Source organism: Ancylobacter aquaticus (assembly GCF_004339465.1).
GTDB lineage: Bacteria > Pseudomonadota > Alphaproteobacteria > Rhizobiales > Xanthobacteraceae > Ancylobacter > Ancylobacter aquaticus.
In genome coordinates this window covers 30309-45284 of record NZ_SMFY01000002.1, presented here as the reverse complement: position 1 = coordinate 45284, position 14976 = coordinate 30309, and the positions used below count along the sequence as shown (strand labels likewise).

At 66.3% G+C, this 14976-nt stretch carries 16 protein-coding genes; 9 read left to right on the top strand and 7 right to left on the bottom strand.

Annotated elements, in window-relative coordinates:
* The first annotated feature begins 110 nt into the window (after window positions 1-110).
* A complete protein-coding gene (locus EV667_RS09625) occupies window positions 111-1271 on the top strand; it encodes an MFS transporter (protein ID WP_131835148.1) in 1161 nt (386 codons plus the stop codon).
* A 131-nt stretch (window positions 1272-1402) separates the two neighbouring features.
* Entirely contained in the window at window positions 1403-1570 is a 168-nt protein-coding gene (rpmG, locus tag EV667_RS09620; RefSeq protein WP_018390658.1) for a 50S ribosomal protein L33, read from the top strand.
* Between the two features lie 389 nt (window positions 1571-1959).
* Here rpmG and EV667_RS09615 read toward each other — a convergent pair whose 3' ends face one another.
* Window positions 1960-2331: a response regulator gene (locus EV667_RS09615; protein ID WP_131835147.1), complete on the bottom strand. Its 372-nt coding sequence runs from the start codon at window positions 2329-2331 to the stop codon at window positions 1960-1962.
* 107 nt (window positions 2332-2438) lie between these two features.
* Between EV667_RS09615 and EV667_RS09610 the strand changes: the two genes are divergently transcribed.
* Both EV667_RS09610 and EV667_RS09605 read left to right on the top strand, forming a co-directional pair.
* A complete protein-coding gene (locus EV667_RS09610) occupies window positions 2439-2741 on the top strand; it encodes a DUF3572 domain-containing protein (RefSeq protein ID WP_131835146.1) in 303 nt (100 codons plus the stop codon).
* A gap of 36 nt (window positions 2742-2777) precedes the next feature.
* Complete coding sequence (locus EV667_RS09605; protein WP_131835145.1) at window positions 2778-4175, top strand: DNA polymerase IV; 1398 nt, start codon at window positions 2778-2780, stop codon at window positions 4173-4175.
* Here the strand turns inward: EV667_RS09605 and EV667_RS09600 are convergent.
* Window positions 4132-4950: a cell envelope integrity EipB family protein gene (locus tag EV667_RS09600; protein ID WP_131835144.1), complete on the bottom strand. Its 819-nt coding sequence runs from the start codon at window positions 4948-4950 to the stop codon at window positions 4132-4134. The genes EV667_RS09605 and EV667_RS09600 overlap by 44 nt on opposite strands.
* A gap of 160 nt (window positions 4951-5110) precedes the next feature.
* Here EV667_RS09600 and EV667_RS09595 point away from each other — a divergent pair, with 160 nt between their 5' ends.
* The 4 genes from EV667_RS09595 to EV667_RS09580 all read left to right on the top strand — a co-directional run bounded on the left by EV667_RS09595 (window position 5111) and on the right by EV667_RS09580 (window position 8156).
* A complete protein-coding gene (locus tag EV667_RS09595) occupies window positions 5111-5572 on the top strand; it encodes a RidA family protein (protein ID WP_131835143.1) in 462 nt (153 codons plus the stop codon).
* A 10-nt stretch (window positions 5573-5582) separates the two neighbouring features.
* Window positions 5583-6347, top strand: a complete 765-nt coding sequence (locus EV667_RS09590) for a glycerophosphodiester phosphodiesterase family protein (protein WP_131835142.1) — start codon at window positions 5583-5585, stop codon at window positions 6345-6347.
* A 129-nt stretch (window positions 6348-6476) separates the two neighbouring features.
* On the top strand, window positions 6477-7685 hold the full coding sequence (locus EV667_RS09585) for a GNAT family N-acetyltransferase (protein ID WP_131835141.1): 1209 nt from the start codon (window positions 6477-6479) through the stop codon (window positions 7683-7685).
* Between the two features lie 48 nt (window positions 7686-7733).
* Window positions 7734-8156 carry an HIT family protein gene (locus tag EV667_RS09580; RefSeq protein WP_131835140.1) on the top strand — a complete coding sequence of 141 codons (423 nt, stop codon included), beginning with the start codon at window positions 7734-7736 and terminating at the stop codon, window positions 8154-8156.
* Here the strand turns inward: EV667_RS09580 and EV667_RS09575 are convergent.
* The 5 genes from EV667_RS09575 to EV667_RS09555 form a co-directional block, all read right to left on the bottom strand.
* The gene (locus tag EV667_RS09575) at window positions 8146-8499 is read right to left on the bottom strand and encodes an AzlD domain-containing protein (RefSeq protein ID WP_131835139.1); all 354 of its coding nucleotides are present in this window, start codon (window positions 8497-8499) and stop codon (window positions 8146-8148) included. The genes EV667_RS09580 and EV667_RS09575 overlap by 11 nt on opposite strands.
* The gene (locus tag EV667_RS09570; RefSeq protein ID WP_245516091.1) at window positions 8496-9239 is read right to left on the bottom strand and encodes an AzlC family ABC transporter permease; all 744 of its coding nucleotides are present in this window, start codon (window positions 9237-9239) and stop codon (window positions 8496-8498) included. The genes EV667_RS09575 and EV667_RS09570 overlap by 4 nt, the downstream gene beginning before the upstream one ends.
* Window positions 9240-9434: 195 nt before the next feature.
* Window positions 9435-11873, bottom strand: coding sequence for an ATP-dependent Clp protease ATP-binding subunit ClpA (gene clpA, locus EV667_RS09565; protein ID WP_131835138.1), 2439 nt, complete (start codon window positions 11871-11873; stop codon window positions 9435-9437).
* A gap of 31 nt (window positions 11874-11904) precedes the next feature.
* Entirely contained in the window at window positions 11905-12276 is a 372-nt protein-coding gene (gene clpS, locus EV667_RS09560; RefSeq protein WP_131835137.1) for an ATP-dependent Clp protease adapter ClpS, read from the bottom strand.
* Between the two features lie 314 nt (window positions 12277-12590).
* Entirely contained in the window at window positions 12591-12929 is a 339-nt protein-coding gene (locus EV667_RS09555; RefSeq protein WP_131835136.1) for a phasin family protein, read from the bottom strand.
* Between the two features lie 380 nt (window positions 12930-13309).
* On the opposite strand from EV667_RS09555, the gene EV667_RS09550 reads away from it, so the two are divergent.
* Window positions 13310-14971, top strand: a complete 1662-nt coding sequence (locus EV667_RS09550) for a D-alanyl-D-alanine carboxypeptidase family protein (protein ID WP_131835135.1) — start codon at window positions 13310-13312, stop codon at window positions 14969-14971.
* Window positions 14972-14976: the final 5 nt, after the last annotated feature.

The following is a 14976-nucleotide window of genomic DNA, read 5'->3' as shown; positions in this document are numbered from 1 at the left end:
GGCGGTACAAATTTCCCACATGAAGTCATTTCCAAAAGTCATTCGACTTTTGCCGTCCATCGGCTAGTGGCAGCGGTCCGGGAATCGATGTCCCGCGCCAGGTGCCCGTCATGCATGTCCCCGCCCTCTCGCCTCCCGTAAATGTCGCCTCCATCGCGGCGGCCATCGCTGCCATATCAGTGGTGGGGCTAGGTCTTGCGCTCTCCATTCCGCTGCTTGCGTTCGAGCTGCACGACCGGGGCATCTCCTCGACATGGATCGGCATCAACACGGCGGTGGGCGGGCTCGCCACGATCGTGCTCGCGCCCTTCCTGCCAAAGCTGGTGCGCCGCATCGGCGCCGGGCCGTTGCTGCTGGCGGCCCTCCTCAGCGCGGCGGTGAGCCTGCTCGCCTTCAAGGTCACCGCGTCCTTCGTGCTGTGGTTTCCGCTGCGCTTCATCTTCGGGGCGGCGCTGTGCGTGCTGTTCGTGGTCAGCGAGTTCTGGATCAACGCCGCATCGCCGAACCACCGGCGCGGGCTGGTCATCGGCATTTACGGGACGGTGCTGTCGATGGGTTTCGCCGGAGGTCCCGCGATCCTCAGCCTGGTGGGGACGCAGGGCTGGGCGCCCTATGTCTGCGGTGCCGTCTTCTTCGCACTGGCCGGCATCCCGGTGCTGATCGGCGCGGCCGGCGCGCCGGCCATCGAGGAAGACCATTCCGGCGGCGGCGTGTGGACGCTCATGCGGATCGCCCCTGCGGCTACCCTCGCCGCTTTCATTTTCGGGGCTGTGGAGACGGGGATGATCAATTTCCTGCCGCTCTACGGCCTGCGGCGTGGGCTGGATGCCGGCGAAGCCGCGCTACTGCTCACCATCGCCGAGCTTGGCAATGTCGCCCTGCAACTGCCGCTCGGCCTGCTGAGCGACAGGGTCGACCGGCGCCGGCTTCTGCTCGGCTGTGGAATCGTCGGCGTGCTCGGCTCCTTCCTGATCCCGCACCTCGCCATCGACAGCTGGGCGATGTGGATCGCGGCGTTCTTCACCACGGGAATCGTCGCCGGCCTCTACACGGTCGGCCTCGCCCTGCTCGGTGCGCGCTTCAACGGGGCCGCGCTCGCCACCGCCAATGCGGCCTTCGTGATGCTCTATTCCATCGGCCTGACGGTGGGGCCAACCGCCGTCGGCGGCAGCATGCAACTGGTCGATCCGCACGGCTTCGCCTGGGCGATCGGCGCCTTCCTCCTGCTTTATGTGCTGGTGGTCGCCGGGCAGATTTGGCGCGATCGCTGACCGCGCTTCCTTGACATTCGCGCGCCGATCACGGATACGGACGCGCAACGAGCGGCGGAACTGCCGCGCGAACCCGTTTACTTCGGCGTGGCGCCCCCACGTTCGAGAGCCACGCTCCAGGAGACCCGGTCATGGCCAAGGCAACGACCATCAAGATCAAGCTCGTGTCGAGCGCCGACACCGGCTTCTTTTACGTGACCAAGAAGAACTCGCGCACCATGACGGACAAGCTCGTGGTCAAGAAGTACGACCCGGTCGCTCGCAAGCATGTCGAGTTCCGCGAAGGCAAGATCAAGTGATCTGAGCCGCCATACGGGCCTTGCCCGAGACGCAAAAGGCGCCGCGAGGCGCCTTTTCTTTTGGCCGCACGCGCCTGACGCGAACCGCCTGTCGTGTTCTGGCGAGGACCGCCTGTTCTGTTGGGGGCGGACCGCTCGTCCTGGAATTGAATTTGGGGGAGCTATCCGCGGGGACGAGGCTGGAATCGGCGGGCAGTGAACGGAGAGGCCATCCGTAGACACCGCCCGCCGACCAAACCCTACGGACCCGGGAGATGCGGCGGACCCGAGCACTCCGCAGGGGAACGGATACCGCGAAAAGCCTATCCGAACCGGCGCCAATTGCAACGGGGATTCGCGGCTGATTCGCGGTGGCAGTGGCGGGGCCCGTCGTGTCCCCGGCCCGCCCTTCAGGGAAGCGGGGCGAACTGGCGCACGGTCTCCAGAAATTTCGCTACCGAGATCGGCTTGGAAAGATAGGCCTCGCAGCCGCCCTCGCGGATGCGTTCCTCGTCGCCCTTCATGGCGAAGGCGGTGACGGCGATGACGGGAATCGCCTTCAGCTCCGGATCGGCCTTGAGCGCGCGGGTCACGTCGAGGCCTGAAACTTCGGGAAGCTGGATATCCATCAGGATCAGGTCCGGCCGGTGCTTGCGCGTCAGGTCCATGGCCTCGATGCCATTGCGCGTGCCAACCGTGATATAGCCATGGGCTTCGAGCAGATCGTTGAAGAGCTTCATGTTGAGCTCATTGTCCTCGACGATCAGAACGGTCTTGGGCATTGCTCGACGGTCCTTGCGACGACGGCACGTTCTGGCGAGCCGGAATCGCTCGCCCATCCGCCGGTCGATGCCCTAGCTTTACCCACCCATTCCTTACGGAACCGGAAATGAAAAGCCGCAACTCCCGTACACCCACCCAGGTCGAGGCCGCCCGGCAGGTCGCCCTCGGCGCCCTCGCCTTTCTCGCGAGCGATCCCGAGCGCATCGGTCCCTTTTTGGCGGAGAGCGGCCTCTCGCCCGGGGATCTGCGCGGGGCGGTGGGCTCGGCCGCCTTTCATGTGGCGCTGCTCGACCATCTGATCAACCACCAAGAACTGCTCATCGCCTATGCCGGCGAGGCGGAGATTGATCCCGGCCATGCGGTGGCGGCGCGTGAAATCCTGTTTCACGCCGATATGGGCGAGGACTGAGCGAGGCAAAGGGGGCACGGGCCACGGAGCACGAGCATGGCGCGCCTGCCGGCCTTCTGCCGCGACTGCCTGAGCGAGGCCGGCGAGGAACGCCGCTGCGCCCGCTGCGGCAGTCCGCGCCTGCTGCGCCATGCCGAGCTCGACACGCTGCACGTCGCCCATATTGATTGCGACGCCTTCTACGCCTCTGTGGAGAAGCGCGACGACCCGGCGCTGCGCGACGTGCCTGTCATCATCGGCGGCGGCAAGCGCGGCGTGGTGTCGACGGCCTGCTACCTCGCCCGCGTGAAGGGCGTTCGCTCGGCCATGCCGATGTTCAAGGCTCTCGCCCTCTGCCCGGAGGCGGTGGTGATCAAGCCGAGCATGGCGAAATATGTCGCTGTCGGCCGCCAGATCCGCGAGCGCTTCCTGCGCCTGACGCCGCTGGTCGAGCCGCTCTCCATCGACGAGGCCTTCTTGGACCTCGCCGGCACCGAGCTGCTGCATGGAGAAAGCCCGGCGCGGGCACTGGCCCGGCTTGCCCGCGCGGTCGAGACCGACATCGGCGTGACAATCTCGGTCGGTCTCGCGCCCAACAAATTCCTCGCCAAGATGGCCTCCGAGCTCGACAAGCCGCGCGGCTTCGCGGTGATCGGCACGCAGGAGGCGGTGGCGTTCCTCGCGCCGCACAGCGTCGGCGCGATCTGGGGCGTCGGCAAGGCGACGCAGGAGCGCCTCGCCCGCGAGGGCTACCGGACCATCGCCGACCTACAGGCGGCCGACGAGACGGCTCTGGCCCGCCGCTTCGGCAATGAGGGATTGCGGCTGTGGCGCCTCGCGCGCGGCGTCGACAGCCGAATGGTGAACCCGGAGCGCGAGACCAAGAGCGTCTCGACCGAGACCACCTTCGACACCGATATTGCCGATTACCGGACGCTGGAGCAGGAACTGTACCGGCTCACCCGCAAGCTCTCCGACCGGCTGAAGGCCGCCGACCTCGCCGGCCGCACCGTCACGCTGAAGCTGAAGACGTCCGATTTCCGCCTCGTCACCCGCGCCCGCTCGCTGGAGGACCCGACGCGGCTCGCCCACCGCATTTTCGACCATGCCCGCGAACTGCTCGCCCGCGAGACGGACGGCCGGCGCTTCCGGCTGATCGGCGTGGGTGTTTCCGAACTCGCCGACCCGGTGCTGGCGGACCCGGCGGACCTCGTCGACACCTCCGCCACCAAGCGCGGCCTGGCGGAACTGGCGACCGACGCGCTGAGGGCGCGCTTCGGCAAAGAGATCATCGACCGCGGGATCGCGCTCGACGCGCCGCGCCGGCGGGAGCCCGAGCAGCCACACCGCAACCGGCCCGACGACGGGCCATCGGGAGCCAACGCCAGCGGCGGAGAGGCCTCCGCCACGCCTATTTCGCGCAGTCTTCCTTCGCCAACGCCTCGTAGGAAATGAGCGTGCCGTTCAGCGCGAACTCGCCATAGTCGAGCGTCAGCTTACGGCTCACGCCATTGTCGAACATGTCGAAGCTGATGACGTAGTCCGGCGTCTCGCTGGAGCCACCGCGCTCGTAATAGCTGATGGTCACGGGAAAGCGCGGGCGCCCGGCAAGGTCGCCGGCGGTCGCGGCGTCTTCCAGCCCCTTGGCGTCGCGGGTCTCGCGGCCAATGACCGCCAGCGTGTCGTAGACCTTCCTGGCGTCGGGCGAGCCATCGAAAACAGGCGCCTCCAGCACCGCCTCGCCGCTTTCCGCACTGCGGATAAGGCGAAGCACGTGCTGTGTCGGCAGCAGGATGTTCTTGCCGAGCGCGAGGGTGCGCTCTTCCGGCTTGGTTGCCATCACCGTCAGGTCCCCCTCCTTGCGTTCGGCCACGCCGTCGGCCTCCTCAGAGGTTTCGCCATTGACCCTGTTGGTGACGCGGAAGCGGTAGGACTTGCCTTCGCCATCCTCCCAGGTGGCCGTCGTCACCTCGCTGTTGACCCGTCCCCCCTCGGTCGCAAGAGCCGTGTCCTGCCGCAGCTGGACCGAATACCCGTCGCAGGCACTGCCGCGCATCTCGTAGACGATGCGCCCCTCGGCACCGTTGATGCGGGTTCCGGATTTGGAGGCGTCGAGCGAGACCGCATAGGTGGCACGGTGCGGCGAAAGCTGGATCGCCATGGCCGGAAGGGCGGACGCGCCGAGCAGAAGGGCGGTAACAACAAGGCGAGTGGAAGATGCGGATGGCATAGGCAAAGGGCTCCTCGCAGACGTCAGACGCAGCTTGCGAATGGCGAACCGATCCGCCAAACATGACCCGTCGAAGATGGCAATTGCAGGTCGATTGCCGCTCATTGGCCGCCGCCGCATGCCGGACGGGCGTGCTCGCTCAAGATAGCAGGAGATCCCCATGACCGGAACGGTTGAGGCCAAGCTCGCGGCCCTCGGCATCACCCTCCCCGAGGCCAGCGCCCCTGCGGCGAATTACGTGCCCTTCGTCATCAGCGGCAACCTTCTGTGGATCTCCGGCCAGATTTCCATGGCCAATGGCAGCTTGATGACCGGAAAGCTCGCGGGCGAGGCCGACATCGAGGCCGGGCGCGCCGCTGCCCGCCAGTGCGCGATCAACCTCATCGCCCAGATCAAGGCGGCGCTCGGCGATCTCGACCGGGTGAAGCGGGTGGTGAAGCTGGTGGGATTCGTCAATTCGGCGCCTGATTTCACCGACCAGCCCAAGGTGGTCAATGGCTGCTCCGACCTGTTCGTCGAGGCGTTCGGCGATGCCGGGCGGCATGCGCGCTCGGCCGTCGGCGTCGCCCAACTGCCGTTCAATGTCAGTGTCGAGGTCGAGGCCGTCATCGAGATAGCCTGAGGCCACGCCAATGGCCGACGCCCCCGCCCCCAACGCGCCGGCCTGGCTCACCGCCCGGCCGATCGCCCACCGCGCGCTGCACGACGCCGCGCGCGGTGTGATCGAGAACACGCCCTCGGCGGTCGACGCCGCGCTGGCGCGTGATTACGCCATCGAGGTGGACATCCAGCTCTCCGCCGATGGCGAAGCGATGGTGTTTCACGACGACACGCTGGAGCGGCTGACTCTCGCGGAGGGGCCGGCGAAGGCGCTTTCCGCCGCGCAACTCAAGGCCGCAGAGATGCGCGGCACGACCGACCGGATGATGACGCTTGACGACCTGCTCGCCCGCATCGCCGGGCGCGTGCCGCTCATTATCGAACTGAAGAGCCGTTTCGATGGCGACACAGCGGTGGCCGCCCGTGCCGTGGCTGTGCTCGCCGGCTATGACGGGCCGGCGGCGCTGATGTCCTTCGATCCCGATCTGGTGGCCGCGGTGCGAACCCTGGCGCCCCACATCCCGCGCGGCATCACCATGGAGCACCTTTACGACGATCCCGAATGGGGCATCCTCAGCGCCGACACCCGGCACGAATGGGGCAACCTGCTGCACCTGCCGCGCACGCGGCCCGACTTCATCGCCCACTACGTGAAGGAACTGCCCTCCGCCGCCGTCGACCGGGCACGTGCCGGCGCACCCTTGCCCGTCCTCGCCTGGACGGTGCGGACGCCGGAAGACCGTGCCGTGGCGGCGCTTCATGCCGACCAGATGATTTTCGAGGGCTTCCTGCCCTGACCGGCGCCGCCTTCGCGATTGCGTGAGCGGCCTTCCGCCAAGACTGTGTGCGGCGCAAAATAGAAACCGGGACTGTGAACCCGTTCCGCCGATCGACGCCTGCCAAGCCTACGCCGCGAGCCCTTCTGCATGTCCGACGAAACCTTCCGTCTGCGCGTCGAGAGCGACATCCGTTCGCTCGCAGCCGACGCCTGGGATGCCTGTGCCGGCGCCTCCGCTTCGCAGGCCGATTCAAAAGACACGTATAATCCCTTCGTAAGTCACGCTTTCCTCTGCGCACTGGAGGAATCGGGTTCGGTCTGCGCGGCGACGGGCTGGCTGCCACAGCACCTTGTCCTGGAGGGGGAAGAAGGCGAGGTGATGGGCGTCTGCCCCGCTTATCTGAAGTCCCACTCGCAGGGTGAATATGTGTTCGACCATGGCTGGGCGGAGGCCTTCGAGCGGGCGGGCGGGCGTTATTACCCCAAGTTGCAGGTCAGCGTGCCCTTCACCCCGGCCACCGGCCCGCGCCTTCTGGCAGGCGCCGGGCCACAGGCCGGCACCGTGCGCGCGGCATTGGCAGGCGGGCTCGTGGCGCTGGCGAAGCTGCGCAAGGTCTCCTCGGTGCACGCCACCTTCCTCACCGAGGCGGATGCCGGAACGCTGGAGGCGGAGGCGTTCCTGCCGCGCACCGACCAGCAATTCCACTGGCGCAATCAGGGCTATGCCGATTTCGAGGACTTTCTCGACGCCCTCGCCTCCCGCAAGCGCAAGCAGATCCGCCGCGAAAGGCGGGAGGCGCTGGAGGACGGCATCACCATCCATTGGCTCACCGGCTCCGACCTGACCGAGGACGTGTGGGAGGCGTTCTACGGCTTCTACAGGGAGACCGGCTCGCGCAAATGGGGCCGTCCTTATCTCACCCGCGCCTTCTATTCGCTGATCGGCGAGCGCATGCCCGAACGCATCCTGCTGGTCATGGCGAAGCGCGCCGGGCACTGGATCGCCGGGGCGATCAACTTCATCGGCGGGGATACGCTCTATGGCCGCCATTGGGGCGCTATTGAGCATCACCCCTTCCTGCATTTCGAGGTCTGCTACCATCAGGCCATCGACTTCGCCATCGCCCACGGGCTTTCAACGGTGGAGGCCGGGGCACAGGGCGAGCACAAGCTGGCGCGCGGCTACATGCCGGTCATCACCCGCTCGGCGCACTACATCGCCGATCCGCAATTCCGCTCCGCCGTCGCCCATTATTTGGAGCGCGAGCGCCGCTATGTCGCCGAGGCCGGCGCCGAACTGAGCGAACTCGGCCCCTTCCGCCAGCAGGTTTTGGGTGAGCACGCCGACGAGCCTTGACCCGCGCGTGGCGGCTTGCGATCAGGTCAGGCCGACAGGGAGGAACCCATGGCTTACGATCCCGGCAATATCTTCGCGAAGATCCTGCGCGGGGAAATTCCCGCTCACAAGGTCTATGAGGACGACCGTGTCCTCGCTTTCCTCGACATCATGCCGCGCGCGGCGGGACACACGCTGGTCATTCCCAAGGCGCCGGCGCGCAACCTGCTGGATGTGGACGCCGGCGACCTCGCCGCCGTCATGGCGGTGGCGCAGCGCATCGGGCAGGCGCAGATGAAGGTGTTTGCGGCGGAAGGCATCACCCTCACCCAGCACAATGAGAAGGCCGGCGGGCAGGAGGTGTTCCACCTGCATGTCCACGTCATTCCGCGCCATGCCGGCGTCGAGCTGCCGGCGCCGCTGTCCTATAATGAAGCGCCCGACGTGCTGGCCGAGCAGGCGGCGCGGCTGAAGGCGGCGCTTACGGGCTGACGCCGAGCCACCAGGCACCCGCCACCAGCACCGCCTCGGCGACGAGCACGCCGGCGAGGACAGAGCGGCGCAGGATGAGGAAGCCGGCAATGCCGCTTCCCACGGCGCCGACGCGCAGCCAGAGCGGCAGAGCGACCAGCGCGCCGCTCGGCACCAGCAGAAGCCGCGCCACCACAGCCGCCAGCAGCGCCGTCGCCACCGCCTGCACCCATTGCATCCACGCGCTACCGGGATCAATTCGCCGGCCGAACAGCACGCCGAGCACGCGCCAGACCTCGTTCGGCAGGAAGCCGATGAAGATCACCACGAGCATGGCGCCAAGTTCGGTGGAGTAAAAGCTCATGCCCGACGCCCGGGCAGATAGCGGGCGATGAAAAAGGCCAGCGTCCCGCCACCCACGCCTGCCCAGAACAGGTCGAGCCCGCCCGGCGAGTTGGCGACCAGCGGCGAGATTGCGGTTCCGAGGCCGATGGCGAGCCAGTCGACCGGCTGGCGCGCGTTGCGCACCAGAAGGATGGCGAAGGAAATCGGCGTTAGCAGGAGCAGAGCCACTGCGAGCGGGCCCGGGAGGGCGCCGGTGAGATAGAAGCCGATCGCCGTGCCCGTCATGCTGAGCGCGGTGAGGCCGCAACCGAGCCCGACGGCATAGGAAGGACGCCCCTCCAGCGCCACCTTGGGCAGCAGCCGGAAGCCCTCGGCCCACAGGGTGACAGCGACGAAATGGGCGCAGACGAGTTCGCTCAGCAGCCTCGGGCGAGGGCCGCGCATCAGCGGCATCAGCGACACCACCATGGGCAGAAGCCGCACGCCGGAAAGACACACCGCCACCGCCAGGGCCGGCAACGACGCCCCGGCCGCGAGGCCGCCGACCAGAATCACCTGCGCCGGCAGCGCCCAGACCAGCAGCGTCGAGAGGATGCCGGCGAGGACGGGAAAGCCGAGATCATGGAGCAGCCCGCCAAAGCCGATGAAGGTCGCCACCAGTACAAGACCGGGCGTCGACACGGCGGCGCGCATCCCGCGCGCAAACCAGCGCGCCGGGCGGGCGGGGTCGTCGGGATGAGAATCCGGGAGGGCATTCATGTGAACTCGCGCCGGCGTTCTGCGGCGGGGCCCCCCTGCCCGTCAAGCAGAACGACGCGCCACGTGCCGCATGGCTGCCATGACCGTACTCCGCCCCGGCCCACGATACCGCCGCACGGAAATTGACACGAAATCGCCCGCGACAGCGTCGCGGGCGATTCCTCAGTTCGGGTTCCGGCGATGAGCCGGACGGGATCAGGCCTTGACCAGCGGCACCTTCGGCACCTTCGAGGAGCCGGGCTTGGCACGGCTCGCCGTCGCGGCCGGCTTCTTGGCCTTGGCGGCGGGTGCCTTGCGGCGCGGCGCGCGCTTGGCCTTGGGCGGCTCGATCTTCTCCGGCTTGGGCGTGATCGGGCCTTCCGGGAACTCGAAGGCAAGCGAGGTCTCGCCCTCCTCATCGGTCTTGAGGACCACGCGAACATGGCCACCCGAGCGCAGCCGACCGAACAGCACCTCGTCGGCCAGCGCCTTCTTGATATGCTCCTGGATCACCCGGCCCATGGGCCGCGCACCCATCTGCTGGTCGTAGCCACGCTCCACCAGCCAGGCGGTTGCTTCGTCCGACAGCTCGATGGTGACGTTGCGGTCGGCCAGTTGCGCCTCAAGCTGCAGCACGAACTTTTCCACCACCAGCGAGATGACCTCGTTGGTGAGATGGGCGAAGGGGATGATCGCGTCGAGGCGGTTGCGGAATTCCGGCGCGAACAGCCGGTTGATCGCCTCCACGTCGTCGCCCTCGCGCTTGGTGCGGGTGAAGCCGAAGGCCGACTTCGACAGGTCGGCGGCGCCCGCATTGGTCGTCATGATGAGAATGACGTTTCGGAAATCCACCTGCTTGCCGTTGTGGTCGGTCAGCTTCCCGTGGTCCATCACCTGCAACAGGATGTTGAACAGGTCGGGATGGGCCTTCTCGATCTCGTCCAGCAGCAGCACGCAATGCGGGTGCTGGTCGATGCCATCGGTCAGGAGCCCGCCCTGGTCGAAGCCGACATAACCGGGAGGCGCGCCGATCAGCCGCGAGATGGTGTGCCGCTCCATGTATTCGGACATGTCGAAGCGCAGCAGCTCGACACCGAGGCTGGAGGCCAGTTGCTTGGCCACCTCGGTCTTGCCAACGCCGGTGGGACCCGAGAACAGGTAGGAGCCGATCGGCTTCTCCGGCTCGCGTAGGCCCGCCCGCGCCAGCTTGATCGCCGACGACAGCGCCTCGATCGCCTTGTCCTGCCCGTAGACCACCCGCTTGAGCGTCGTCTCCAGCGCGGAGAGTATCTCGGTATCCGACTTCGACACCGACTTTGGCGGGATGCGGGCGATAGTGGCCACCGTGGCCTCGATCTCCTTCACGCCGATGATCTTCTTGCGCCGCCCCTCCGGCAGCAGCATCTGCGCCGCACCCGATTCGTCGATGATGTCGATCGCCTTGTCCGGCAGCTTGCGGTCATGGATGTAGCGGGCAGAGAGTTCCACCGCCGCCTTGATGGCGTCGTTGGTGTAGCGCAGCCGGTGGTAGTCCTCGAAATAGGGCTTCAGCCCCTTCAGGATCTCGATGGCGTCCGGCACCGTCGGCTCCGGCACGTCGATCTTCTGGAAGCGGCGGACCAGCGCACGGTCCTTCTCGAAATACTGGCGGTATTCCTTGTAGGTGGTCGAGCCGATGCAGCGCAGCGTGCCCGCCGCAAGGGCAGGCTTGAGCAGATTGGAGGCATCCATGGCCCCGCCCGAAGTGGCGCCGGCGCCGATCACCGTATGGATCTCGTCGATGAACATGATGGCGTCGGGATAGGCCTCGATCTCCTTGACCACCTGCTTGAGGCGCTCCTCGAAATCGCCGCGGTAGCGGGTGCCGGCGAGCAGCGCGCCCATGTCGAGCGAGAAGACGGTAGCCTTCGCGAGAACCTCGGGCACCTCGCCGGCGATGATGCGGCGCGCCAGCCCTTCGGCGATGGCGGTCTTGCCCACGCCGGGATCGCCCACGAAGAGCGGGTTGTTTTTGGAGCGGCGGCAGAGCACCTGGATGGTGCGCTGGATCTCGCTGTCGCGGCCGATCAGCGGGTCGATCTTGCCCTCGCGCGCCTTCTTGTTGAGGTTCACGCAATAGGCCTCAAGCGCATCGGCCTTCTTCTTGGTGTCCTCCCCGGTCTTCGTCTCCGTCTCCTCCTCGGCGCCGCGAACGGGTCGACTTTCCGACATGCCGGCGCGCTTGGCGATGCCGTGGCTGATGTAGTTGACGGCATCATAGCGCGTCATGTCCTGCTCTTGCAGGAAATAGGCCGCATGGCTCTCACGCTCGGCGAATATCGCCACGAGCACGTTCGCGCCGGTGACTTCCTCGCGGCCGGAGGACTGCACATGGATGACGGCGCGCTGGATCACGCGCTGAAAACCGGCCGTCGGCTTGGAATCCTCGCCGGCGTCCTGAACCAGATTGTCGAGCTCGGTATCGATGTACTCGATGAGATTGCGCCGCAGCTTGTCGATGTCGACATTGCAGGCCCGCATCACCGCCGCCGAGTCCTGGTCGTCAACCAGCGACAGCAGCAGGTGCTCAAGCGTCGCGTATTCGTGGTGGCGCTCATTGGCGAGCGCGAGGGCCCGGTGAAGCGACTGTTCGAGGCTTCGGGAGAAGGTGGGCATCGGGACCTCTTCGTTTAGCCGTCGCGGGGCGTCACTTCTTCTCCATGACGCACTGCAAAGGATGCTGGTGCTTTCGCGCGAAGTCCATCACCTGCGTGACCTTTGTCTCGGCCACCTCGTAGGTGAAGGTACCGCATTCCCCCACGCCATGCTGATGCACATGCAGCATGATCTGGGTGGCTTCCTCCCGATTCTTACTGAAAAAGTGCTCCAGTATGTGCACGACGAACTCCATTGGCGTGTAGTCGTCGTTGACCAGAAGCACCCGGTAGAGATTGGGCCGCTTCACCTGCGGCTTGGTGCGCGTGATGACAGCCGTGCCGGGCGCGTTGTCGCCCCGGCGGCGGCGTTCGTCTTCGGCCATCATGGTCTCACGCGGCTGAATTTCGGCGTGGTCGGACATTCGTGCATTCCTCAACCGGCGAGCCGGCCTTCGCTAGCTATAATAAGTACACATCCCCGCTCACGCCAGAGGCCCGAACGGAACCGACTGTCGCATTCCGGTGACAATTCCATGAGGCAGGCGGCTGATCGGCCACCATTGCGGCTGCAATTCACGGGGTAGCGGCCGCGCGCGTGCGCAAAGAAAAAGGCCCGGCACTGGGGCCGGGCCTTTTGAAACACATGGACAGCCCGAACTCCCGTTCCGAGCCACCCTCGACACCGGAGAAACGTCCGGCGCCGGAATGTCAGTCGCAACCCATCAGTCGTCGTCCGTCACTTGGTGACGGAGACCTTGGCAAGGGCGCTCTCATACGGCTTGTAGGTTTCCTTGGCGAGGTCGGCATAAAGCTCGCCCATCTTGGTCGCCTGAGCGACGAAGCTCTCATAGGCGCTCTTGAAATAGGCCGACTGAATCTCGACAGCCTTGTCCAGCGTCTTGGCGCCGAACAGCTTCTCAGCGGTGGCCGTGCCTTCCTCGAACGACTTCTTCGAGTAGTCGGCAACCTCGACGGCGATCGCCTGAACGCCCTTGGAAACCGTGCCGAAGCTCTTCGTCGCAAGCTCGAGATTGTCCTTGCCGGCCTTCTGGATGTCTTCAAAATTCTGCAGCATGAGCCAACTCCTGTGGTGTTTCGCCACGCGCGTCGCGCATCAGCCGCACGCGCCCGCCCGGGAATTCTCCCTGGAGTTTTTGTAATGCGCCGCACCACGGTACGTCAAGGAAAATTGTGCAACGCAACATAGTGCCCGGCCACACTCCGCCCCCGCACCATCTTCGCGCCATATCAACAGGGTTGATGGCATTCTTTACGACTCTGTAACCGTGCCCTTTTTAAGATTTGGGAAGTGATGGTTCGGCAGGGTTCCTTAACCGGTCGAGGCCTTCGCAAAGGCAGCAAATGCCGTGCGATGCCTCGTCCCTGGCGAATGTGTGGAGTTCCCGGCGTCAGCCGGCAGAAAAGTGACGGGACGGTCAAATGCGGGTTCCGGGAATGGTTGGCACCACGTTCATGCGTGCCGCCGTGGCAGTTCTGGCGGTCTCCCTCCTGGGAGCGGGCGTGGCGGAAGCCGCGTCCAAGAAGAAGAAGTCGGTGCGCGCCAAGGCGGCCGTCACGCGCAGCGTGGCAAGCACGGGCAACTGGCAACGGGGCTATTCCCATATCGTCGTAGACGCCAATACCGGACGCATTCTCGACGGCGAAAATGCTGACGCCCTCCGTCATCCGGCTTCCGTCACCAAGGTGATGACGCTCTATCTGCTGTTCGAGCAGATGGAGAGCGGCCGCATGAAGCTCAACACGCCGCTTCGCGTCTCCCCTTATGCCGCCGCGCAGCAGCCGTCCAAGCTCGGGGTGAAGGCGGGTTCGACCATTTCCGTCGAGGATGCGATCCAGGCCCTCGTCACCCGCTCCGCCAACGACGTTGCCGTCGTGATCGCCGAAAACATCTCCGGAAGCTCGTCCAGCTTCGCGAACCTGATGACGCGCCGCGCCCGCCAGCTCGGAATGTCGCGCACGGTCTTCAAGAATCCCAACGGCCTGCCCAGCGCCGAGCAGGTCACGACGGCCCGCGACCTCGCCACGCTCGGCCGTGCCGTGCAGGAGCGCTTCCCGAAATATTACGGCTATTTTGAAATTCGTAGCTTCCAGTATCGCGGCGTCGCCATCCGCAACCACAACCGACTGCTGGGTCGCGTCGAAGGCGTCGATGGCATCAAGACCGGCTACACCAACGCCTCCGGCTTCAACCTGCTCACCAGCGTCAAGAAAAACGGACGCTACGTGATCGCGGTGGTGATGGGCGGCAAGAGCGCAGCCTCGCGCGACAACCAGATGGTGGCGCTGCTCAACCAGAATCTCGGCAAAGCCCAGTCCGGTCGTCAGCTGGTCGCCCGCATGAGCGGCCCGCCGCAGGGAGCTTCGACCGACGACGCCGTCGCGCCCGTCGCGTTTGCTGCCGAAGCGGAGCCCAAGACCATTCCGGTTCCCACTGGCAGCCCGCGCGTGGCCATGGCGTCGGCCGTTGCCAGTCCGGACGTCGTTGTTACGGTTCCCACTCCCGCCCCCTCCCCGGCCCGTCCGGCCCAGGTCCGCCCGGCTCAAACGGTGGCAAGCGCACCGGCCCGCAACGCACCGCCTGTTGGGTCTGTTGCGCCGATCGTGCCGGTTGCTGTGAAGACGGTGGCCGTGGCCCGGCCGAGCGAGCCCGTCGCTTCGTTCAGCAACCAGCCGGGCATTCTCGGCACCCTGTCCTTCACCAATGGCTTCGTCTCCGACGCCACCGAAACGCAGGCGGCGGCGCCGGCCCAGCGCGCCATCAAGCAGCAGCAGGTTCAGGTGGCGAGCGCCGGCCCGATCGAGATTCCCCGCATGGACGCCGAGAGCGCCGAGCAGTCCGCCGCGCCGCGTGCGGGATGGGCGATCCAGATCGGCGCCTTCGGCAGCGAGGCCGATGCTCGCGCCCAGATCGCCAAGGCGCAGCAGAAGGCCGGTGGCGCGCTTGCCAAGACCGACGCGTATACCGAACAGGCGGTCAAGGGCTCCACCCGAATCGTGCGCGCCCGCTTCGCCGGCTTCGACGCCGAATCCGCTGCCCGCAAGGCCTGCCAGGCCCTCAAGCGCAGCGACTTCGGTTGCATGGTCTTCCGCAACTGAACCGG